The 22,057-nt window shown below is 71.8% G+C and carries 15 protein-coding genes; 5 read left to right on the forward strand and 10 right to left on the reverse strand.

Annotated elements, in window-relative coordinates; all coding sequences use genetic code 11:
- The first annotated feature begins 56 nt into the window (after positions 1-56).
- Positions 57-779, forward strand: a complete 723-nt coding sequence (gene aat, locus WMF27_RS28700; RefSeq protein ID WP_437765684.1) for a leucyl/phenylalanyl-tRNA--protein transferase — start codon at positions 57-59, stop codon at positions 777-779.
- A gap of 39 nt (positions 780-818) precedes the next feature.
- Here aat and rbfA read toward each other — a convergent pair whose 3' ends face one another.
- The 7 genes from rbfA to WMF27_RS28735 form a co-directional block, all read right to left on the reverse strand.
- The gene (rbfA, locus tag WMF27_RS28705; RefSeq protein WP_272094721.1) at positions 819-1,190 is read right to left on the reverse strand and encodes a 30S ribosome-binding factor RbfA; all 372 of its coding nucleotides are present in this window, start codon (positions 1,188-1,190) and stop codon (positions 819-821) included.
- Positions 1,187-1,582 (reverse strand): DUF503 domain-containing protein, encoded by a 396-nt coding sequence (locus WMF27_RS28710; protein WP_437765683.1) that lies wholly within the window; start codon positions 1,580-1,582, stop codon positions 1,187-1,189. Before WMF27_RS28710 ends, rbfA begins: the two co-directional genes overlap by 4 nt.
- Positions 1,583-1,592: 10 nt before the next feature.
- Positions 1,593-4,685: a translation initiation factor IF-2 gene (infB, locus tag WMF27_RS28715; RefSeq protein ID WP_437765682.1), complete on the reverse strand. Its 3,093-nt coding sequence runs from the start codon at positions 4,683-4,685 to the stop codon at positions 1,593-1,595.
- A gap of 15 nt (positions 4,686-4,700) precedes the next feature.
- Complete coding sequence (locus tag WMF27_RS28720; protein WP_437943158.1) at positions 4,701-5,843, reverse strand: DUF448 domain-containing protein; 1,143 nt, start codon at positions 5,841-5,843, stop codon at positions 4,701-4,703.
- Between the two features lie 38 nt (positions 5,844-5,881).
- Entirely contained in the window at positions 5,882-7,525 is a 1,644-nt protein-coding gene (nusA, locus tag WMF27_RS28725) for a transcription termination factor NusA (RefSeq protein WP_437765680.1), read from the reverse strand.
- A gap of 30 nt (positions 7,526-7,555) precedes the next feature.
- Positions 7,556-8,182 carry a ribosome maturation factor RimP gene (gene rimP / locus WMF27_RS28730; RefSeq protein WP_437765679.1) on the reverse strand — a complete coding sequence of 209 codons (627 nt, stop codon included), beginning with the start codon at positions 8,180-8,182 and terminating at the stop codon, positions 7,556-7,558.
- Positions 8,183-8,543: 361 nt separating this feature from the next.
- Positions 8,544-9,728 (reverse strand): phosphoglycerate dehydrogenase, encoded by a 1,185-nt coding sequence (locus WMF27_RS28735; protein WP_437765678.1) that lies wholly within the window; start codon positions 9,726-9,728, stop codon positions 8,544-8,546.
- Between the two features lie 61 nt (positions 9,729-9,789).
- Here WMF27_RS28735 and WMF27_RS28740 point away from each other — a divergent pair, with 61 nt between their 5' ends.
- Complete coding sequence (locus WMF27_RS28740; RefSeq protein ID WP_437765677.1) at positions 9,790-10,830, forward strand: FG-GAP repeat domain-containing protein; 1,041 nt, start codon at positions 9,790-9,792, stop codon at positions 10,828-10,830.
- Here WMF27_RS28740 and WMF27_RS28745 read toward each other — a convergent pair.
- Genes WMF27_RS28745 through WMF27_RS28755 form a run of 3 tightly spaced genes read right to left on the reverse strand, consistent with a single transcriptional unit; the run spans position 10,787 to position 14,959 of the window.
- Positions 10,787-12,601, reverse strand: a complete 1,815-nt coding sequence (locus WMF27_RS28745; RefSeq protein ID WP_437943159.1) for a hypothetical protein — start codon at positions 12,599-12,601, stop codon at positions 10,787-10,789. The two genes, WMF27_RS28740 and WMF27_RS28745, sit on opposite strands and share 44 nt — an antisense overlap.
- Positions 12,602-12,613: 12 nt before the next feature.
- Positions 12,614-13,258 carry a hypothetical protein gene (locus WMF27_RS28750; RefSeq protein ID WP_437765675.1) on the reverse strand — a complete coding sequence of 215 codons (645 nt, stop codon included), beginning with the start codon at positions 13,256-13,258 and terminating at the stop codon, positions 12,614-12,616.
- 15 nt (positions 13,259-13,273) lie between these two features.
- Complete coding sequence (locus WMF27_RS28755; RefSeq protein ID WP_437542728.1) at positions 13,274-14,959, reverse strand: protein kinase domain-containing protein; 1,686 nt, start codon at positions 14,957-14,959, stop codon at positions 13,274-13,276.
- Between the two features lie 801 nt (positions 14,960-15,760).
- On the opposite strand from WMF27_RS28755, the gene WMF27_RS28760 reads away from it, so the two are divergent.
- The 3 genes from WMF27_RS28760 to WMF27_RS28770 all read left to right on the forward strand — a co-directional run bounded on the left by WMF27_RS28760 (position 15,761) and on the right by WMF27_RS28770 (position 21,997).
- Entirely contained in the window at positions 15,761-17,584 is a 1,824-nt protein-coding gene (locus tag WMF27_RS28760) for a protein kinase domain-containing protein (RefSeq protein WP_437765674.1), read from the forward strand.
- A 238-nt stretch (positions 17,585-17,822) separates the two neighbouring features.
- On the forward strand, positions 17,823-20,462 hold the full coding sequence (locus WMF27_RS28765) for a TonB-dependent receptor domain-containing protein (RefSeq protein WP_437765673.1): 2,640 nt from the start codon (positions 17,823-17,825) through the stop codon (positions 20,460-20,462).
- Positions 20,463-20,470: 8 nt separating this feature from the next.
- Positions 20,471-21,997 (forward strand): hypothetical protein, encoded by a 1,527-nt coding sequence (locus WMF27_RS28770; RefSeq protein WP_437765672.1) that lies wholly within the window; start codon positions 20,471-20,473, stop codon positions 21,995-21,997.
- Positions 21,998-22,057 lie beyond the last annotated feature (60 nt).

The raw sequence follows: 22,057 nt of genomic DNA on the forward strand, positions 1-22,057 counted from the left end.
CGGCAGGCGACGCTTTGCAACCGCGCGCTCTTTTGGGAGGATTCGATCCCACAGCGATGCGGGTCCCGGTGCTCACGAGCAAGCTCGACTTCCCTCCGCCAGAGCGCGCGACCCCGGAGGGGATCGTGGCCGTGGGCGGCGAGGCCTCGCCGGAGCGGCTGCTGGCCGGCTACCGGCGGGGCATCTTCCCCTGGCCTCACGAGGGGCTGCCGCTGCTCTGGTTCTCCCCGGATCCTCGCTTCGTCCTGCCGCCGCGCGAGGCGCACGTCCCGCACTCGCTGCGCAAGCGGGTGCGCCGGGGCGAGATCGAGGTGCGGACCGATACGGCGTTCGAGCGGGTCATGGGGGCCTGCAGCGCCGCGCCGCGGCCCGGGCAGAACGGCACGTGGATCACCGAGGAGCTCATCGCCGGCTACACGGCGCTGCACGCCGCCGGGGTCGCGCACAGCATCGAGGCGTGGTCGAACGGCGAGCTCGTCGGCGGCCTCTACGGCGTGTCGCTGGGGCGGATGTTCTTCGGCGAGTCGATGTTCGCACGCGCGCCCGACGCCTCGAAGGTCGCGTTCGCGACGCTCCTCGGGAACCTCGTCGCCTGGGACTTCGCGCTGGTGGACTGCCAGGTGTACACGGACCACCTGGAGCGATTCGGCGCCGTGGAGTGGCCGCGGCGCGAGTTCCTCGGCGCGCTGAAGGTGGCGCTCGACGCCCCGACGAAGATGGGACCGTGGCGCTTCGACCTCGAGCCCGCGCAGGCGATCGAGCGGCTCATCTCGCGGTGATCGCGCCCGAGCTCCGGCCGCGCGCCGCTCGACCCCGCGCTAGGAGCGCTCGCCCGAGCCGTCCTTGATCTCTCGGAGCAGCTCCTCGATCCGCCGCTCGGCGTCCGGCCCCTCGTCGTAAAAGAAGCGCAGCGTCGGCACAACGCGCAGCCCCATCGTGCGGGCGACGTCCCGGCGCAGCCGGCCCGACGCCGCCTCCAGCCCCTTGAGCAGGGCGCGGCGCGCCGCTGCGTCCTCCGCGCCGAACTCGTGGCGCACGTGGACCTTCGCGCTCTGCAGATCGTCGGTGATCTCCACGCGCGACACGAGCACGCCGGCGATCCGCGGATCACGCAGATCGCGGAGCAGGTTGGACAGATCCTCACGGAGCCGCTCGGCGACCCGCGTCGCCCGCTTCACCACGCCGCTCATTCGTCGTCCTCTGCGTCCTCGAGCATGTCCGAGGAGGCTCCCAGATCTCCATCATCACGGCCGAGCGCCTGCTCGATGCCGCCCTGCACCCCAGCGCCCCCATCGCCGAACGGCACGATCTCGGTCGCCCGATCCGTGAGGACGGCGTGCGGCAGCGACCCCGCCATCGCGGCCACGTCCGCGAGGACCTTGTCGCACATGACCGCCGAGTTCGAGACGACCGCGACGCCGAGCGTCGCCCGCCTCGGATCGTCGAGCACGCCGACCTCGGCGATCGACACGCGCATCCGGCTCTGCGCCCGCTCCTTCAAGGAGCGCACCACGCTGCGCTTGTCCTTGAGGGAGCGGGCCCCGACGATATCGAGACGGAGACGGAGTACACCCACGAACATCGGTTGAGGCTCAGAGCTTCGTCTTGACCTCTTCGATCTCGAAGCTCTCGATGATGTCGCGCTCCTTGATGTCCGAGTAGCCGTCGAGCGAGATACCGCACTCGAACCCCTCGACCACCTCTTTCACGTCATCCTTGAACCGGCGCAGCCCCGACAGGCGACCCGTCCAGATCACGGCGTTGTCCCGGATGAGGCGCGCCTCGCCGGTGCGCTTGACCGAGCCGCTGATGGCCATGCAGCCGGCGACCGTGCCCGCCTTCGTGATCTTGAAGACCTGGCGGACCTCGGCGCGGCCGAGGACCTTCTCCACCTTGGTCGCGGGGAGGAGCCCCTCCATCGCGCTTCGGATGTCGTCGACGGCGTTGTAGATGATGTTGTAGAGCCGGATCTCGACGCCCTCGTTCTCCGCAAGAGCGCCCGCCTTGCCGGCCGGCCGGACGTTGAAGCCGACGATGATCGCCTTCGACGCGACCGCCAGGTTGACGTCGCCCTCGGTGATGCCACCGACGGCGCCGTTCACGATCGTGACCTTCACCTTCTGGGTCGAGAGCTTCGCCAGCGCGTGGATGATCGCCTCGACCGAGCCCTGCACGTCGCCCTTGATGATCAGCTTGAGCTCGAGCTGATCGGCCTCCTGCAGGTTCTTCGTGATGGACTCGAGCGAGACGCGCGAGTCCTGCGGGATCAGCGTCTTCGACGCCTTCTTGCGCCGGGTCTCGGCGATCTCCTCCGCGGTCTTCCCGTCCTTGACGGCGTGGACGGGATCACCCGCGCTCGGCACCTCGTTGAGGCCGAGGACCTCGACGGGCGTCGCGGGGCCGGCCTCGGCGACGGAGCGCCCGAGCTCGTCGGTCATCGCCCGGACCTTGCCCCACGCGGCGCCGGCCAGGAGGATGTCGCCCGTGCGGAGCGTGCCGTCCTGGACCATGACGCGCGCGACCGGGCCGCGGCCGCGATCGAGCAGCGCCTCGATGACGGTGCCGCTGGCGCGCTTCTTCGGGTTGGCGCGGAGGTCCTGGACCTCGGCGAGCAGCAGGACCGACTCGAGGAGCTGGTCGATGCCCTGCCCCAGCTTCGCCGACACGCTGCAGAACATCGTCTCGCCGCCCCACTCCTCGGGCTGAAGCCCGAGGGCCGCGAGGTCGCGCTTGATCTTGTCGGCGTCGGCGCCCGGCTTGTCGATCTTGTTCACCGCGACGAGGATCGGCACCTTCGCGGCCTGGGCGTGCGAGATCGCCTCCTTGGTCTGAGGCATCACGCCGTCGTCGGCCGCGACCACCAGGATCACGATGTCGGTGAGCGAGGCGCCGCGGGCGCGCATCGCCGTGAACGCCTCGTGGCCCGGCGTGTCGAGGAAGGCGATCGTTCCGCGCGGCGTCTCGACGCGGTAAGCGCCGATGTGCTGGGTGATCCCGCCGGCCTCTCCCTCGGCGACCGTGGCCTTCCTGATCCTGTCGAGGAGCGAGGTCTTGCCGTGGTCGACGTGGCCCATGACGGTGACGATGGGCGGCCGGATCTCGACCTCCTCGTCGGTGTCGGCCCCGGCCTGCATGGCCGCGCTCAGCGTGTCCTGCTCGCTGACGGCCACGTCCTCGACGCTCCAGCCGAACTCGCTCGCGAGGATCTTCGCGGTTTCGGCGTCGAGCGTGCTGTTGATGTTCACGCCCGTCATGCCCATCGACAGGAGCCGCATGAGCACGTCCGTCGCCTTCAGGCTCATCTTCGCGGCGAGCTGCTGGAGGGTGACCTGCTCCTCGATCTTGATGACCTTCTTGTGCGAGGCCATCTCCTGCGTGGAGACCTGGACCGGCTTGCGCGGGAGACCACCGCCTCCCGGGCGCTGCCGCCCGAACATCCCGGGGCGGGTGTTCCGACCGCCCATGGGCCGGCCGCCTGGACCGAAGCTGGGACCGCCAGGGCGTGCCTGCTGGGCGTTGGCGCGCGGATCGTAGGTCGTGCGCCGCGCCGGCGGTGTGCCGGTGCGGGGAGCCGGCATCGTGACGCCGGGGCGCCCCTGCCAGACCTCGATGCCGGTCTTCGGCGGCGAGGACGGGCGACGCGGCGCCTGTCCCGGCGTGCCGCCCGGCTCTTCCGGCTTGGCCGCGGGCGCAGGCGGCGTGGTCGGCCGAGCGCCCGGGCGGGCGGCGGCCGGAGCTGCAGGCCGCTGCGGAGCGGGCGGCGGCGACGTCGGCCGCGCCCCCCCCTGCGCCGGAGCAGGCGTCGAGGGCGCGGCTTGCGGCCGGGCCGGCGCCGCGGCTGCTGCAGGCGCAGGCGTTGCGGGCGCAGGCGCAGCGGCTGCGGGCGCAGCGGCTGCGGCTGGCGCCGCTGCTGCTGGCGCCGCGACAGCGGCAGGGATCGGCGCGGGCGCAGCCGCCTGCGCGGCGGCAGCTGCAGGCGCCTCGGGCGCGGCGGGGGCGGGCGCCGGCGCGGCGGCGGTGGCAGGCGGCGCCGCGACAGGCGGCGCAGGCTTCGGCTCGGGCGAGGTCACCTTCGTCTCCTCCGCGGCCGCGGACGCCGCGGCAGGCGCGGTTGCTGCGGGAGCGGGAGCCGCCGGGGGCGGCGGCGCAGGGGGCGCAGCCGCAACAGGCGGCATCGCCGGGGCAGGCGCACTGGGCGCGGGTGCGGGAGCAGGCTCGCGCGGGCTCCCGGCGACGACCGGCTCGGGGGCCGGCGCCGAGGGCGCTGCGACGGGAGCGGCGGGCGGCGGCGCAACGGGGCGACGGGGCGGCGCTTCCTCCTGAGCGGCGCGCTCGAGCGGCGGCGAAGCCGGCGCGGGCTCAGCCGCAGGCCGAGAGGGCGCAGGCTCCGGAGCAGCGCGAACGGGCGCCTCCGACAGGTCAGGCCCGCGGCCTGGCGAGGACGGCTCGGGCTCGGCCCCGGGCCGTGCGCGGCGCTTGACGACCGTGGGGCGGATCCTCTCCTCCACCACCTCAGGCGACTTCTGCCGCTCGAGGTGCCGCTTAACCCGCTCGACGACGTCGGATTCGACGGCGCTCATGTGATTGCGCACGTCGCCTATACCCATGGACTGGAAGAGCGCGACCAGCGTCTTCTGGTCCATGTTCAGCTGCTTGGCGACCTCGTAGACCCGGACTTTGCTCATGCACCTCGCTCCACGTTAACCAATCCGCCTCACCCATCCGCGCGGGCGACGATTTGCGGCCACTCTGTCCACCGTCGAGGCGCGTCCGGTAGAACCGGACACCGCCGCCCTGCCCCCGACCACGCCGCCTCCCCCCGTGCCCGGCGCAGTAGCAAGAAGCCGACCGGACCCACTCTCCGGCCCCCGCCGCTCGTCGCGGCTGGTAAGCGCGCCCTCCAGGCTGCCGGTTCTTCCCCCGACATCCTCGGTCGCCGAGAGAACCCCGGCCCCGGGGTTCTCGCGCTCCACGCCCGACGTCCCCGGCCCGCGGCGACGCGAGAGGCCAGCATGGCCAGGCGGCGCCTTCCGTTGCTCGGGGCTCCCGCCCTCTTCCGACCGGGCGGCCGCGCTGCGCGAAGGCCGCCCCCGGCGACCGGCGCCGCGGCGCCCGCCCTCCGCGGCGTCCTCGCCCCGCTCGACGCGCGCGCACGTGTCCACCACGTGCGCTGCGTTCGCGACGGCAGCGGCGATCGACGCCGATGAGATCGCCATCACGGCAACGCCGCGCTCGCGCGGGCCGCCCGCCAGGGCGCCGAGCCCCTGCTCGCTGCCCCACGCGACGGCGCGCCCTTCGGCGACGGCGCGCCTGACCTCCGGCAGATCCGCGCCTGCCGCCGCGTCGCACGCGACCAGGACGAGCGCGGCATCGCCCCGCACGCACGACCCCACGACCGCATCGGCGCCGATCGCCACGCTCTGGGAGCGGACGGCGGCGCGGAGGAGCCCCTGGAGCCGGCGCTCGGTAGCCTCTCGGATCGCCCGCGCCAGCGAGGCGGTCGTGAGCGGTTCGACGCGCTGCGTGACCTGATCGCCGGCGCCCTCGGCGCCTCCTCCAGCGGCCCCCACGATCGCGTGGACACGTGCCTTCGCGGCGCGGGCCAGCCCCCGGGCGACCGCCGCCGAGAGGCAGTCCTTCTGCGGGTGGACGTGTGCGCCCCGCCCGAACCCGCCGTCGCCGGGATCGACCGCGACCACACCGCCGGGACCAAGGATGAGCCGGACGAGCGGACGGGCGCCGCGGACGTCGTCGACGCCGACGCGCTCCCCGCAGCCGACGCACGTGCGCACTCGCCCCTTCTCGAAGGGCTCGCGCTCACCCGCGTCGCTCTGTCTGCTCACCGCTGATCCCATCCTTGGTCCTCTGCCTCCCCCGCAGCCTACGCGTGCCTCGCCTCTGCGGCGCGACGAACGTCCGCCCGCGCCGCATCGAGCACCTTCTGCTCGCTTTCAACGAAATCCCGCGCCCCCTGCTTGATGGCGCGCGCCTTCTTGATGCCGAGGCCGGTGCGGATCGCCAGCCGATCCTCGTCCTCCCGCAGCACGTCCTCGACGCTGCGGTACCCGGCCTCTTCGAGCAACACCACCGTCCGATCGCCGACGCCACGGATGAACATCAGCCGTTCGCGGTCGGTGAGCGGCTCGGTGCGCGAGCTCGCCGAGCGGATGCGCTCCTGCCGGAGCCGCTCCATCGTCGTGTCCGCCTGCGACTTGATGCGATCGGCGGCCTCGACGCCGCCGAGACCCGGGATGGCCGCGAGCTCCTCGATCGAGGCCTCGCTGACCTCCTCGAGCGCGCGGAAGCCGAGCCGGTACATGGACTTGGCGATCTGCTCCGTCACGACGTCCATCTGCTGGAGGGCGGAGATCGCCTCTTCCTCCATCTGCTTGAACTTGGTCTCGCTGATGATGTCGAGCTTCCAGTTCGTCAGCTGCGCGGCGAGCCGCACGTTCTGGCCCTTGCGCCCGATCGCGAGCGACAGCTTCTCGTCCGGGACCACGAGCTCCATGCGCCCGTCGGCCTCGTCGACGATCACCTTGTGCACCTCGGCCGGCTGGATCGCGGCGATGACGTAGCGCGCCGGATCCCGATCGAACGGCACGATGTCGATCTTCTCGCCGCGGAGCTCCTGGACCACCGCCTGCACGCGCGAGCCCTTCATGCCGACGCACGCGCCCACCGGGTCGACGTCCGCGTCGCGGCTGGTCACCGCGATCTTCGAGCGGGCGCCCGGCTCCCGGGCGACCGACACGATCCGCACGATGCCCTCGTAGATCTCGGGGACCTCGGCCTCGAAGAGCTTCTCGACGAGCCGGGGATCGGAGCGAGAGAGGATGACCTGCGGGCCGCGAGCCTCGCGATCGATGTCCTTCACGTACGCCACGATGCGGTCCCCGGGCCGGTACGTCTCGCGCGGCGTCTGCTCGCGGAACGTGAGCACGCCCTCGGTGCGGCCGATGTCGACGATGATGTTGTTGCCCTTCTCGAACCGACGCACGATGCCGCGGATGAGCTCGCCCTTGCGATCCTTGTACTCGTTGAAGATGAGATCGCGCTCGGCGTCGCGCACGCGCTGCAGCAGGACCTGCTTCGCCGTCTGCGCGGCGATGCGCCCGAAGGTCGTGCGGCCGTGCTTGAGCTTCAGGATGTCGCCGTATTCCTTGTCCTGATCGCGCGCCTTCTCCGCGTCCTCGGGCCGCCAGAAGACCTGGAAGCCGAGCTCCTCGCCCAGGGTCGCATCCAGCTTCAGTTTGTCCACGTCAGTGATGGAGATCTCGCGCTCCGGCTCCGTCACGGCCTCGACCACGGTCATGTACTGGAAGAGGTCGATCTGCCCGGTGTCCTCGTTGAAGCGCGCCTCGAGCTCGCGGGTGGGGCCGAAGACGCTCTGCGCGGCCTTCAAGATCGCGGCCTCGATCGTCTCGACGAGGATCTTCTTGTCGATCCCCTTCTCCTTCGCGACCTGATCGAGGATGCTGCCGAGGCTCGTCTCCGAGGTCGGCATCGCTGCCATCGTTGCCATGACGTCCCTGTCTCCTGATCTTTCTTCTCTCTACTTGCGCTTCTCGGAGCCGCGCTCGCTCCGCTTTGAGCCCGACCGCGGAGCCGCCTCCGTGAGCTGCTTCTTCTGCGCCGACTCCTTAGCCGGCTCCTTGCCCTGCCGCTGCCCCTTCTTGGGCTGCGCGGTGAGCTCGAAGACGAGGCGCGCCTCCACGACATCCGCGAGCGGGACCGCGATCCGCTTGCCGTCGACCAGCACCGCGACCTGCCCCTCCGGAGCCTCGAGGAGATCGCCCCGGAGCAACCGCTGACCGTCCGGCGCGGGGCGCGCCAGCTTCACCTTCGCTGTCCTGCCGAGGAAGCGAGCGAACTCGGCCGCTGTACGCAGCCGCCGGTCGAGGCCAGGCGAGCTGACCTCGAGGTTGTAATGGTTGGGTATGAGATCCTCGACGTCGAGGACCGATGAGACGTCGCGCGACACGTCCGCGCAGTCCTCGAGCGTGACCCCGCCGTCCGCGCCGTCCGCGTTCTCGCGCTCGATCGTGAGCCGCAGCGTCCAGCCCGCCCGCTCCGTGATCCACTCCAGATCGACGAGCGTGACCCCATGCGAGGCCAGCACCGGCGCGACGGCGTCGCGAACGCGCCCGAGATCGAACACGGCTCTGGTCGAAGGCTCCATGGGTTGCTGCATGTGAGAGACGTCACTTTCGGCGGATCCAGGTCCTCCTAGCGCGATCGGCCCCGAGCGAGGGCGCCCGGTGCCTGTGCGCCAAAAAAAAAGAGCCGATTCCCCGAACTGGGAACCCGGCTCGCGGATCCGCCTAGTTGTCGGCGGACAACCTAGTCGAATGCGGGCCTTCATGCAAGGGGGGATACGGGCAAACCGCCCCTGCACGGCCGGAGATCTCCCGCCGGTTCCTCCTCGCGACGGCGCGACGGCCAGCTGCGCGTCAGCGCTGGAACGCTCGCCGCCGCGCGGCGGTCACGCCGGTTGCGCCGGTCGCGGCGGTCACGCGACGCGCCCGCCGGGTCCGTCAGCGTTATGCCAGATTCGGCAGCGCGACGATATCGACGTGCAGGACCTCCTCGAACGCCGCGATTTCCTTCAGACAGGCCTCGCTCGGCCGGCCGGAGACGCGCATCTTCGTGCAGGTCGCAGTGGCGCCCTCGAAGACGGTGTTTGAGATCTCCTCGATGTTGATCCCGTGGCGCTTCATGACGCTGAGGGTGTTCGCGAGGACGCCGACCTTGTCCATCATCCGGACGACGACCGCATAGCGGGCGGGCGACGTGGCGCAGATGTTGACCACGTTGGGCAGCTCCTCCTCCGTCATGAAGGCACGGATGATCCGGGCCGTCTCGAGGGCGACCGCGCGCTGGGCCTGCTCCGTCTGCGCGCCGACGTGCGGGGTGCCGTAGACGAGCCCTCGCCCGAGGAGGTGCGACTCGAACGGCGCCGAGCTCTTGTCAGGCTCGGTGGCGAACACGTCAAGGCCGACCCGCAGCCCCTTGCGCGGAATGAGCTCCTCGAGCGCGGCGTAGTCCATCACCTCGGAGCGCGCGGCGTTCACGACGATGGCGCCGTCAGGGAGCGCCTCGAGGACGCTCCGGCTGACGATACCGCGCGTCTGCGGGGTGGCCGTCAGGTGGATGGTGAAGATGTCAGAGCGGGCAGCCAGATCCTCCAAGGTCCGCGCATAGCTGACGTCCAGCTTGGCGGCGCGGCCCGGCGTCAACGAGCGCGACCAGGCGTGCGGCTCGAGCCCGAACGCGCGGGCGCGCAGGAGCACCTCACGGCCGATCGCGCCGAGCCCCGCGATCCCGATCCGCCGACCGAACAGGCCCCGGGCCACCGAGTACTTCGCCTTCTCCCAGCGGCCAGCCCGGAGCTCCGACGTCGCATCGACCAGGCGGCGGTCCAGCGCGAGGATGAACGCCATCGTCAGCTCTGCCACCGCGGTCGCGTTCTTGCCGGGACAGTTCGCCACGTAGATGCCGCGCGCGCTCGCGGCCGCGACGTCGATCGTGCCCACGCCGACCCCCGCCCTCACGATCAGGTTGAGCTGCCGCCCGGACGTGATCGCCTTCGCCGTGACCTCCGTGGAACGAACGACGAGAATGCCGATCCCGTCGAGGGCCGCTGGCAGCGTGTCCCTGGTGAGCTCCGGCCGGGACTCGATCTCGATCCCGAGCACCTTGAGCTCTTCCAGAGCCGAGAGGTCCATTTTGTCGGCTACTAGCAGGCGCATGCGGACGGGAACCGTAACAGAAAAGCTCTCTCTGACGATGGGCGTTCTGCGCCTCGCCTGCGTCGTCTGCGTCGTCTGCGTCAGTTGCGCCAGCTCATGCGCCAGCGATCATCAGGTTTCTCCCTGGGGTGCAGCGGGCAGACCGACGCTCGGCGCGTTCGTCGCGCCCCCGGACCTCGACGCTCGGCTGCACGCCATCGACGTGGAGGCCGCCGAGCTCGGGCTGAAGCTCGAGGTCGAGCTCCGCGGCGCGCTACGGCGCGGCGGCGAGGTGGTGGTGCGCGGCTACAGCGGGACCGACGCGCTCGGGCGCCGCACCTCGGCGGTCCGCGTGGCGACGCCGCACGGCGTGGTCATCGCCGCGGGGCCCCTCGACAGCGGGCGCGCGGACCGCAGACAGGCGACCCAGCTGATACCGTCGCTCCTCCCCGGCCACGAGCCGGAGGCGACGGAGCAGCTCGGGGTGTTCCGCTCCGGGACCGATCTCAACCGAGACGGCGCTCCGGACGTCGTGCTCAGAAACGAGGAAGGCGAGCTGGAGCTCTGGGCCGTGCAGCCGCTCGGCGCGGCCCGGTACGCCGTCGAGCTCGCGGCGCCGCCGCGGTTCACGCTCGACGTCGACCAGGATGGCATCCTGGAGCTCGCCGGCCGGATCCCGCTGGACGAGGGGGATCCCATCGCGCCGGATCTCCTCGACGTCGCCGGGTTCGAGGGAGATCGCTACACACACCGCGGCAGCGTCGCTCGGGCGTTCCATGTAAAGCGCGCGGAAGGCCCCGGCGCGCAGAAGGCCGGCCACGGCGAGCGGCAGGGGCCGCCGGAGGACGACGCCGCGCGCCTGCGGGGAGCGCTCGAGCGGGCCTGGCACGCGGTGCTCGCGGGCAGGCCGGCGGCCGAGACGCTCGCGACGCTCGACCGAGAGCCGGTGACGCCAGCGCTCCGGGGCGCGTTCTCGGCGCACCGCGCGCGCGTCGCGGGCGCGATCGCGGCGGCCGCGAGCGGTCCGCCGGCGCCGCCCGGCGCCGGCGGCGCCCCTACTCGTCCGCAGGGAGCATCGGAAACGCCTGCTCGAAGGTGACGAGGATGTCGCCGGGGAGCGCGTCAGGCTCCTTGTAGCCGCGCGTCAGCGGCACCCCCCAGTCGGCGCGCATGACGACGCGGTTGAGCTGCGGGAAGAGGGCCCGTACCCCGACGCCAGCCGACTGCTTGAGGCGCAGATCGTCGAAGCCGTCGAAGGCGTCGCCGGCGTCGAAGAAGGCCGCGCCCGCGACCTGGCACGACCAGATCTCGAGGGGCCGCGTGCGGAGCTCCAGGTTCGCAGAGAGCACGTCCTCGCCGATGAACGCCGCCGTCGGGTACCCGCGGAGCCGGGTGTCGCCGCCGAGGACCAGCTTCCTGTTCAGGTAGTTCCTGTACCGGTCGAACAGGCGCACGTCGAACACGAGCCGCCCGACGCCGAAGCTCGGCGTGTGAACCCGGGCGCGCGCCTCGATGGAGGCGTCGAAGATCTGCGAGCCGTCGAGCTCGGTGACGGTCTCGATCACGGCGCGCGCGAGGCCGTCGCCGAGCGCGACGGTGTACGCGGCCGCGGCGGAGATCCCGAGGAAGCTCCGGCTGGAGTTGAGCGCGGTCGTGACCGGATAGATCAGGATCGCGAGCTCGTGCCCCAGCCGGTAGTCCTCCTGCAGCGCGAGCGTGTTGAAGTCGAGGACGCGCAAGAAGCGGGTCGAGTACGTCGCGTACTTGAACGTCGGCGCGACGCGGGTGTCGCTCACCGGCATCACGCGCTCCTCGAACTCGGCGATCGCGGCAGGGGCGAGGCCCCCGGGCGCGTCGAGGCGATAGACCTTGCGGCTCGCCTCGATGCCCACCGAGACGTCGTGCTTCACGGCCGAGGACCCCGACGCGCCGCCGCCGAAGCTGCGCGTGACGGCGTAGCTGCCCACCAGGAGATCGCTCCGGTAGCGGTACGGGACGCGATCGTTCCCCGGCGTGGCCTCCGCGTCGAAGGTGGCGAGCTTCGTGCCGACGAAGCGGCGGGTCACCTCGTCGCGCCAGGAGATCTCGAGGCCCCAGGCCCACTCCGCCTGCGTCGCGTAGAGCGGCTGGCCGTAGATGAACTCGCCGCTCGTGCCCTCGAACTCGCCGGTCTGCCGGTCGATGATCGCGTTCGCCTGGGTCCGCAGCCGCACGTGGCTGCCCCCGATGCGCGGCATCGCGTAGGTGACGCCGAGCGAGAGCGCGCCGGGATCGAGCGCGAGCTGCGCCGCGACCGAGTGGTGGACGCCGAGCAGGTTCTGCTCGCTGGGCTGCAGGAACAGGCGCTCGAGCTGCCCGCCGGCGATGCGGTAGTCCGAGTTGAGGCGCAGGCTCCAGACGTCCTTGGTGACGACGGCGACCCGCACCCGATCCGGAGCGCCGCCTCGCACGGCGAAGACGAGGACGAGCGACAGCTGGCTCAGGTCGCGCAGGTTGCGCGCCGACTCGTCGGCGAGCGCCTGCTCGTAAGGGCGCCCGACCGCGAGCAGCACCTCGCGCCGGATGACGTACGGCCGCGAGAGGGCGTGGAACCAGTTCAGGAAGGCCGGCGCAGGATCGCGGTCCTCGATCACCTCGAGCGGGACCACGTCGATCCCCTCGACGATCTTGCCCTCGGGGGCAGGCTCGAGCGTCGCGCCGAGGCGCGACAGGACACGCTCGACGGTGGCGCTCTCGTAGCTCGAATAGCCCTCGCGCCGAGCCGGCGCGGCGGGCGCCGCCCCGCCCTGCTGGGCCCGCGCCTCGATCGCGAGGAGCGCCGCGAAGGCCAGGAGCGCGAAGCGCACCAGGACGATCGACGCGCTACGCACGAGCCTCTCGCCTCAGAAGGACTCGTTGACAGGGTACGTCGCCATGACGTTGATCTTGTACTTCACGTACTGGTGCGGGATCGTCCCCCAGTCGGGCGTCGGCATGGCCCGCTTCACGCAGCGGAGCAGCTCCTTCGTCTTCGCGCGGCTCACCGTCGTCGACTTGCCCGCGTAGAGGTTGGTCCGCTTGCGCCGGAAGTCCATCTCGAGGACGAAGCTCACCGTGATGGCCGCCTTGCCGGAAGGGGCGCACTGGACGTTGTCGCGGATCGCGCGCGACAGGCCGTCCTCGAAGAAAGTGACGTGATCGCAGCGCTCGGGCGGGGTGGTGCCCGGGCCGGGGTTCTCGCACTTGATCGTGGTGAACGGCGAGAGCGTGACGCCCTCCGACCGCGCGGCGCCCGCGTCGACGAGCGCGCCCGCGTCCCAGGCGTAGGTGCCGGCGTCGGCCGTCGCGGCGTCCGCGGAGGGGATCGACTCGGGCTTCGGGCGCCGCCACAGGTAGAGCGGCACCGCCACCACGATGAGGCCCGCGACGAGCGCGATGATGATCTGGAGCCGCACGGGACGCTCGCTGCCGCCCCGGCCCAGGTAACGGTACGGCGAGGGCTGAGACGGCGGACTGGAGGTGGACGGGAACGGAGGCCGGCTGTTCATCGGACGCGCTCAGGCTCAATCGATGAGCGTCCGCGCAGGGCGCCCAGGCTCGCCCTTCACCAGCGTCGCGCCGAGCTCGAGCGTCTCCGGGAGCATCCCCTGAACCTGCGCGACCACCTGCTCGACCACGTGACGGGCCTCGTCGATGCTCGGACCCACGATCGAGACCACGAACTTGAGCGGCCCCGTCCGGCCCGCGACGGCCGGCGTGAGGCTGAGCAGGAGCATCTCGGTCAGATCGATCACCCGCTGCGCCGCCTTCCGCAGGGCGAGCATCTCCAGGATGGTCGGGCGCTCGCTGACCTGGCGGTTCGGCCCGCGCAGCTCGTACCGCGCGACCTGCATCGGCACCTCGGCCCAGTCGGCGAACAGGCCGTCCTCGTCGATCGCCTTCATCAGGTGCTCGCGCACGAGCAGGCCGGTGAGGCCGTCGCGCTTCGCGAGGTACTGCTTCGCGCGCCGGTGCTGCGGCGAGTCCGGGCCGAACGTCACGAGCTTCATCCGGCACTCGCCGACCTGCACCTCGCCGCCGTGCAGCAGCGAGACCTGCGACTTGCGCTCGTAGTTGAAGTCCGCGTAGCTGCCGTTCGTGCTGCCCTGGTCCTCGATGAACCACGACCCCGTCTGCCACTTCAGGATCGCGTGCGCCCCCGAGACGGTCGCCTCGGGCACGCACAGGCTCTGATCGCTGCGGCGGCCGAGCGCGAGCTTCGTGTCGTGCAGCGGCAGCAGGGAGCCCACGATCTCGGGCGCGTTCGTCGCGTACGTCACGAGCAGCGACTGCGCCCCGGGGGTGAAGTTCAGCTTGAGCGCGCCGCCCGGCGGCGGGCCCGGATCGAGGCGCTCGCGCGGCAGCTGGATCGGGCTCGTCGTGAGCTGCGACGGGTTGAAGAAGCGCATGTGCCGCGCCTGCGGCCGCATCGACGGGTCCTCGTTGAGGCCGCGGAAGATCTGCCGCACCTCGTCGATCGACAGGCCCGCCGGCACGTCGAACATGATCTGCTGCTTCATCGTCTTGAGCCGCGGCTTGTAGCCGGGCTCCGGGACGCGGCAGGTCCACATCTCCCAGAGGGTCAACGCCATGGCGTACACGTCGTCCTCGGGGCTCGCGCCGCCGTTGCGCAGCCGCTCGGGAGACATGTAGTTCGGCGTGCCGCCGTCGGGCGGGGCGCCAGGGCGGCGCGCCGAGGCGCGCGCGCGCTCCTGGGCGAAGCCGAAGTCGAGGATCACCGCGCGGCCCTCGGAGACCATCACGTTGCCCGGCTTCAGATCGCCGTGCACGAGGCCCTGCGCGTGGATGGCCGCGAGCCCGTTGCAGACCTCGCTCGCGATCTTGCGGAACTCGTCCGCCGAGTAGCCGCCCTGGGCCTTGCGCTTGCGGATGTGCGTGTGGAGCGTCTGCCCGGGGATCTGCTCCATCACGAGGATGGGGCCCCACGGGCTCGGCGCGAGGTCGTGCACGCGGCAGACGTTCGGGTGGCCCACGGAGCGCGCGAGGAGGAGCTCCTGGCGAAGCGCCTCGTCGTCGCCTGGCATGCGCGACTCTTCGCGGACCACCTTGAGAGCCACGGTCTGCTGCGTCGAGCGATCGAAGGCCAGGAAGACCTCGCCCATGCCGCCCTTACCGAGGCTCTGACGGATGTCGTAACGGTCATTGATGACCGTTCCGGCAGTGATGGGAGGAGGGGGTGTCTTGGTCACGGCCCGCGGTGGATAAAAGGAGCGCGAACCGGAGCGTGCCCGACACCGGCTGCGGCGCACAGCGTCGTCCATCTGAACGTCGAGCGCAACGGTCGTTCGGAGGGAGAGGCCAAACCCAGCGCCGCGGCGGCCGTCTCCCCGCTGATTTGGGCCGAGATCGCCCCTCCGAACGTCCCGGCCGCCGGGATCTCTTGACGATGACGGCTGATTTGTTTACGCGGCTCGACCAGCCCGGCGCGACCGCCGCGCGCGTGACGTGCGCCGGGCCAGCGAGCCGTCGAAGCCGCGTCCCATCTACCGGACGGGCGAGAAGGTTGACCCCTCCGCGATGGCCTGGGGACGGCCCAGCGGACCGATGTTCGTCCGGGACGATGCAGGCGGCGCAGAGGACGCGAAGGAAATCGTCCGACGGACGCCGTCCGCGGGCGTGAACGGGAGCGGCGACGGCGGTCGCGCGCGCGCCGCGCAGCGCTCGGCGACGGAGCGATCCGCGCGCGATCCGCGCGCGATCCGCGCAGACCGAGGCGATGCGCAGGCCGTGCAAACGTCCCGCTCCTGCGCGCGATCCGTCGACGTTCTTCACCCCACAGCGACGCGCCCGTGCCACCGACGTTCAGCCTCGCGCGGCCCGCCACGCCTCAACGACTGCACGGACGGCAGCGCACCACACTCCACGCATTCCCTGCTTGTATCGTGGCACTGCAGATTGACACCTCAGAGTCGCCTCAGTCACACTGCTCCCGAGGCGGCTGCTGTGTGTCCAATCTTCACCTCCTCCCGCTGCCCGAGGAGAGGCGCGACATGCCTGATAGCCGACAGCGAGAGGTAACCGGCAGCTCGAAGGTCTCGAGGGCTGCCGCGACAGACCCGCTGCTGGGGCGTGTCATCGACGGCCGCTTCAAGATCGTCAGCGTCATCGCCCGCGGCGGCATGGGGAAGGTGTACAGGGCCGAGCAGGCGCCGCTCGGCCGCATCTGCGCGCTCAAGGTGCTGAGCCCCAAGTACGAGGGCGACCACGATCCCGAGTTCCACAGGCGCTTCTTCCTCGAAGCGTCGATCGCGGCGAAGCTCACGCACCCGAACACGGTCACCGTGTTCGACTACGGCCAGAGCGACGACGATATCTACTACATCGCGATGGAGTGCATCGAGGGGAAGACCCTGCACCGCGTGCTCCGCGAGGAAGGGCCGTTCTCCGAGGCGCGCGCGGCCCACATCGCGCGCCAGATCTGCCGGTCGCTCCGCGAGGCGCACGGGCTCGGCGTCGTGCACCGCGACCTCAAGCCGGGCAACGTGCTGCTCGTCGATCACGAGGACGAGCACGACCACGTGAAGGTGCTCGATTTCGGGCTCGTCAAGGACACCGAGAGCGGCGAGGACCTGACCCAGCAAGGCCTGTTCATGGGCTCGCCCAAGTACATGGCGCCCGAGCAGATCACCGGCAGCGAGGTCTCGGCGCGCACCGATATCTACGCGCTCGGCGTGATGATGTACGAGATGCTGTCGGGCCAGGTGCCCTTCGACAAGGGCGCGGGCGTCGGGACGCTCATGTCGCACGTCCACGACCAGATCCCGCCGATGCAGGCCCACAACCCGCAGCTCTCCATCTCGCAGACGATGGAGGGGATCGTCTATCGCTGCCTGGAGAAGGACCCGGCGCATCGCTTCTGCTCGATGAACGAGCTCGTCGCCGCGCTCAAGTTCACCGCAGGCGGCATCTCCACGCGAGACACGGGCGAGAACCCGCCCATGCTGTCCGGCACGACGGGCTACCGGGCGTCGCTGCCCTCGTACCCGTCGGCCACGCCGTACCCGTCGGCGCCTTCGCGTCCGCCGGCCACGCCGTACCCGTCGGCGCCTTCGCGTCCGCCGGCCACGCCGTACCCGTCGGCGCCTTCGCGTCCGCCGGCCACGCCGTATCCGTCGGCCGCTCCGCTCTCGACGACGAGCGATTTTCCGGGCCTCTCCACGCCGTACTCGTCGCCCCCCGCGAGCTCACCCGCCACCTATACAGGCCCCCTCGCCACGGACAGCGCCCTCAAGCCGCCGGCGGCGCCCGTCTTCGTCCCCCCGTCGATCACCGACGCGATGGGGTCGCGCCCAGCGCCGCCCGCGGAGGGGCTCTCCGCCATCCAGACCGGCGCGAGCCCAGGTCGACAGGTCATCCCCTGGGCGCTCACCGCGGTCCTCGCGGCCGGGGTCGGCGTCGCCGCCGCCCTGCTGGCGCGCGTGCCGGTCGCCCACACGAGCGCGGCGGCGCGCGAGCAGGGCGCGGTGAGCCCTCCTCCGCCCGCAGCGACGGCCCCGGCAGCGCCGGCGCCCGCGGCGCGCGGGCTGCACATCGAGAGCACGCCGCCCGGCGCGGCCGTCAGGGAAGGCAACAAGGAGCTCTGCGCCGAGACGCCGTGCGAGATCGTCTGGCGCGGGGCCGCGGCCGCGCTCGCGCTGGAGCACGAGCTCGTGTTCGAGAAGCCGGGCTACAAGCCCGCCACGGTGCGCGTCTCCGGCGCCGAGGAGAAGGTGCGCGCGAAGCTCGACCCGGCCGCGATCCCGGCGCCGGCGACCCCGAGCAAACCCAGGGCGAACCTCCAGAAGCCCGAGCCGTACAAGAGCAACCCCTACTGACGAGGGCGCGGACGCGCCGCGGCCGCTCTTCTGGTAGAGTCGCCGCGCTTTCGCGGCTGCGACCTCTTACCGTGGCCGCAAAGGCTTCGCGTTCGCGCGAGGGGCTCACCGGACGCTCCTCACGTGGACCCGTCGATGAAGTGTTCGGTGTGATGTGGGGAGCAGCGCCGTCAGCGCTCCCGAGCTCTCGCCGGGATCGCCGTCGCTCCCCGGCCCCGCCTGAGGACAGGGCGAACTCATGTCGTCTTCCGATTCCTGCTCGCACCGCCGCCGCGACGATGTCCCGGCGCTCGACCCGACCGACGACGCCCGCGCAGCGCGGCCGCGCAGCGCGACGGCGCTCCGGCGGAAGCTCGTCGCCTGCGCCGTCGCCTTCGGCGCGATGACCGCCGCGCGCGGCGCGCTCGCCGACGCCCGCACCGAGGCGCGCCTGCACTTCCGGGCAGGCATGGATCTCATCGCCCAGAAGCAGTTCGACGAGGGCATCCGGCAGCTCCAGAAGGCCAACGAGATCCTCCCGCACCCGAACGTCACCTTCAACATCGCGCGCGCGCACGCCGAGGCCGGCCACATCGAGCAGGCGCTCGCCGCCTACCGCGCGTACATCGCGAGCGATCCCGCGGACCGTGAGCAGGTGACGCGGATCGTGGAGCAGCTGGAGCAGCGCCTCGCCGCGCAGCGCGCCGCGGCGATCCCCGAGCCGAAGCAGCCGCCGGCGCCCGCGCCGCAGCAGCCCGCGCCGCAGCAGCCCGCCCCGGGCGAGGCGCCCGCCCCGCCGCCCCCCGCCGGGGAGCCCGCCGCGCAGGGCGCGCCCGCGACGGCCGCGACGAAGGCGCCGGGGCCGGGCTCGAAGGCGGCCCCCGGCGACGCCGCGAGGATCGTCGGCGCGGCCCGGACCGAGGACGTCTACCAGGAGACGGTCGTCACCGCCTCGCGCGGCGCCCAGAGCCCGCTCGACTCCCCGAACTCGACGACCATCGTGACCCGGCAGGACATCCGGCTCTCCGGGATCACGCGCATCCCCGAGCTGCTCCGGCGCGTCGCCGGCATGGACGTCATGCAAATCACGGGCGGCGACGAGAACGTGTCGATGCGCGGCTTCAACAGCCGCCTCGCCAACAAGCTCCTCGTCCTCGTGAACGGGCGCACGGTCAAGAACGACGTGCTCGGCTCGACCTTCTGGGAGGCGCTCTCGATCGACGTGGATCAGATCGAGCGCATCGAGGTGGTGCGCGGCCCGGGCTCCGCGCTCTACGGCGCCGACGCCTTCGCCGGCATCGTCAACATCATCACGATCGAGCCCGGCGTCGGGAAGAGCGGCTTCCGCGCGGGCTACGGCGATCACCGGCAGGGCTACGCCTCGGTGTGGGCCTCCGCGCGCGAGGGCGATTTCGCGTACCGCCTCTCCGCGGGCTACACCCGCTACCCCCGGTGGTCGCGCGAGGTCGCGGACGACCGCATCGACCTCGAGACGAGCGGCCAGAGCCAGGATCTCGGCGCGCAGAACGTCCGCATCGACCTCCGGACCTCGCAGCGGCTCGGGCCGCAGCGCGAGCTCACGGTGGGCGCCGGCTACTCCCGGAGCGAGCTCGACATCTACGGCATCGGCCCCTTCAACGACTACAACCTGGAGGTCGCCAACGCCGACGTCGCGGTCGCGTACCGCAGCGAGAACGTCAACGCGCGGACGTACTACTCGAACCTCGACGGGCACTCGCTGCTCAACGCCGCCTACCTCGGGCACACCCTGTTCGAAGGGCGGCCGCAGCAGCACGTCGTGAACGCCGAGCTCGAGTTCGTGAAGACGCTCCGCGCGCCCAGCCCCGTCGTGCACGACTTCCACATCGGCCTCGGCTACCGGCTCAAGGCGACCTCGTGGAGCTACCTCGCGGACGACATGCCGCTCGAGCACCAGGGCTCGGTGTTCCTCCAGGACTCGATGAAGCTCGGCGAGCGCGTCACGCTGGTCGCGTCCGGGAGGCTCGACTACGTGCCCTACCTGGAGCGGCTCATCCCGTCGCCGCGCGGCTCCGTCATCGTCAAGCCGACCGAGCGCCAGGCGATCCGCCTCTCCGGCTCGACGGCGTTCCGCTCGCCCACGTCGCTCGAGGCCTACGTCGACCTGCCCATCCAGCTCGCGCTGCCCGGCCTCGAGCTCCTCTCGACCTCGAGGACGCCGGACAGCTCCGAGCGCCCCATCGACCCCGAGCAGATCATCACCGCCGAGGCGAGCTACCTGAACCAGCAGAGCGATTACTTCGAGTTCGAGATCACCGCGTACTACAACCGCGTGAGCGATCTCATCGCGCTCGCCGAGCCGCAGCGCACGACCCTCTCGCAGCGCGCCCGCGGGTCCGGGGGGCTGAACCCGGAGACGGGGAGATACACCTCCGGCTTCGGCGGCTTCGAGAACCAGAGCGACGTCTACCACGTCTTCGGCGGCGAGCTCGGCGGCCGCGTCTACCCCACCGAGGGGCTCGACATCTTCGCCAACTACGCGCTCAACCGCTCGATGCACCAGCGTCCGGACGGGCGCGACGCGCTCGAGGACGCCCGAACCAGCCGGCACAAGGTGAACGCAGGGGTCCAGGTCCGCACGCCGATCGGCGTCGACGGCGAGGTCACGCTTCACTACCAGTCCTCGCAGGTGTGGGCCGAGCAGGTCCCGACGGGGACGGTCATCGCCACGAAGCAGTACGAGCTGCCCGCGTACACGCTGCTCAACGCGCGCGTCGGCTACCGCTTCCTGGACCGCGCCGAGATCTCCGCGACCGTGTTCAACGCGCTCGACGGGCTCGGCGACAACGCGCTGCAGATGCACCCGTTCGGCAACCGCATCGGCCGGCGCTTCATGGGATTCTTCAGCTACTCGCTCTAGGCAAGGCCATGCTCCGACCCAGCCCCCGCACCGGTCCCCTCCTGCTCGGCGCGCTCCTCGCGGCCCTCACGGGCTGCGACGACGTGGAGGTCTTCGTCCCGCTGCCGGACCAGAGCGGCCCCGCCGGGGTGCTCGACGGCACGGTGACGTACGCCGGACCCAGGCCCTGCACGAAGGACGGCCACGTCGTCGGCGCCGCGATCGTGCTCGGCTTCGACACGCGCCTGCTGCCGCCGCCCGAGGGGCTCGGCACCTCGGCCGCGAGCATCGACGTGATCCCCGGCGACGAGCTCTTCGGAGGCCTGGGCGCCGCGCTCGATCGCTCCGAGGACGGCGCGCTCCACTGCCCCGAGCCGGACGCGCCGCACGTCACCGTGAGCGTCCCCTGGAGGCTCTCGCCCCTGGCCGCGGGCACCTACCAGGTCCGCGGATTTTACGACCACGACGGCAATTTTGATCCCACCTTCAGCATCGCCAACCTGCCGACCCGGGGCGACGTGGTCGGCGGCGCGATCGAGAACGCGACCGAGGTGCTCGCGGGCGCCGCGCCGCGGTACCGCGCGATCACGATCGCCGCCCCCATCCCCGAGACGGGCACGCGCGTCAGCGGCATCGCCGTCACCCTCGGCCTCCCGCTCCCGCTGGAGCGGCCGCTCTTCCACGTCGCCGAGGTGCTCGCGCCGGCGTCCGGCGTCACGCAGAGCCCGAGCGAGGTGGTCATGGCCTCCGATTTCCAGCTGGAGACGTTCAGCCCGGCCGATCCCGCCGGCACCGAGGCGTCGCTGCTGCGCCTGCGGCTCGCCGCGGGGGTGCCGGACAGCGAGGTCGCGCGCGCGGCGAAGCCCCCGCTCTCGCTGCCGGTGGGCGGCGAGCCCGCGCCGACCCTCACCTACGCGCGGCAGGACGTGAACGGCGACGGGGCGATCGACGGCGACGATCATGTCCCCGACTCGGCCCTGATCCCGGCGCTCTTCCCGATCTCGGTGTTCGCGAAGCAGGACGACAAGGAGCCGCTGACCAGCCAGGCCGCGCCCGCGGTGCTCCTCCAGGGGCTCACGATCTACGACGATCTCGCGACCACGGCCACGCTCGGCCCGGAGCCGCTGAACGAGCCGCGAGAGAGCGCGCTCATCGGCGTCCGGCCCGCCGCGCTGTGCATGCACCCGACCGAGCCGGAGCGGGGGGGCGTGCTCGTGCTCAGCCACAGGACCGACAAGGAAGGCAACGACATCATCGCGGAGCGGAACATGGCCCGGGTCGAGGAGGCGCTGAGCCGGCAGTTCGGGCGCACGATCGAGGTGGCGTTCGGCTGCCTGCCCGAGGGGAGCTACGCGCTCAGCCTCATCTACGGCACCGGTCAGGCCTGGACCGTGCCCAACGAGGCCGGCGTGTGCGCGCCGTCGGAGGCCGAGACGGCCGACGTCTGCGGCGCGCGGCCGCGCCTCGCGTCGCAGAGCCTCGTGCTGCGCATCGGCCCGCCGGACGACAGCGCGTACTGCGCCGAGCACCCGACGCCGGCGGCCTGCGCGCGGTAAACGCCGCAGCGCCGCGGCGGCGTCGGGTCGCGCGCGGCGTGAAGGCCGCCGCGATCCGGG

Origin of the sequence: Sorangium sp. So ce281, assembly GCF_051527395.1 — a bacterium.
GTDB lineage: Bacteria > Myxococcota_A > Polyangia > Polyangiales > Polyangiaceae > Sorangium > Sorangium cellulosum_B.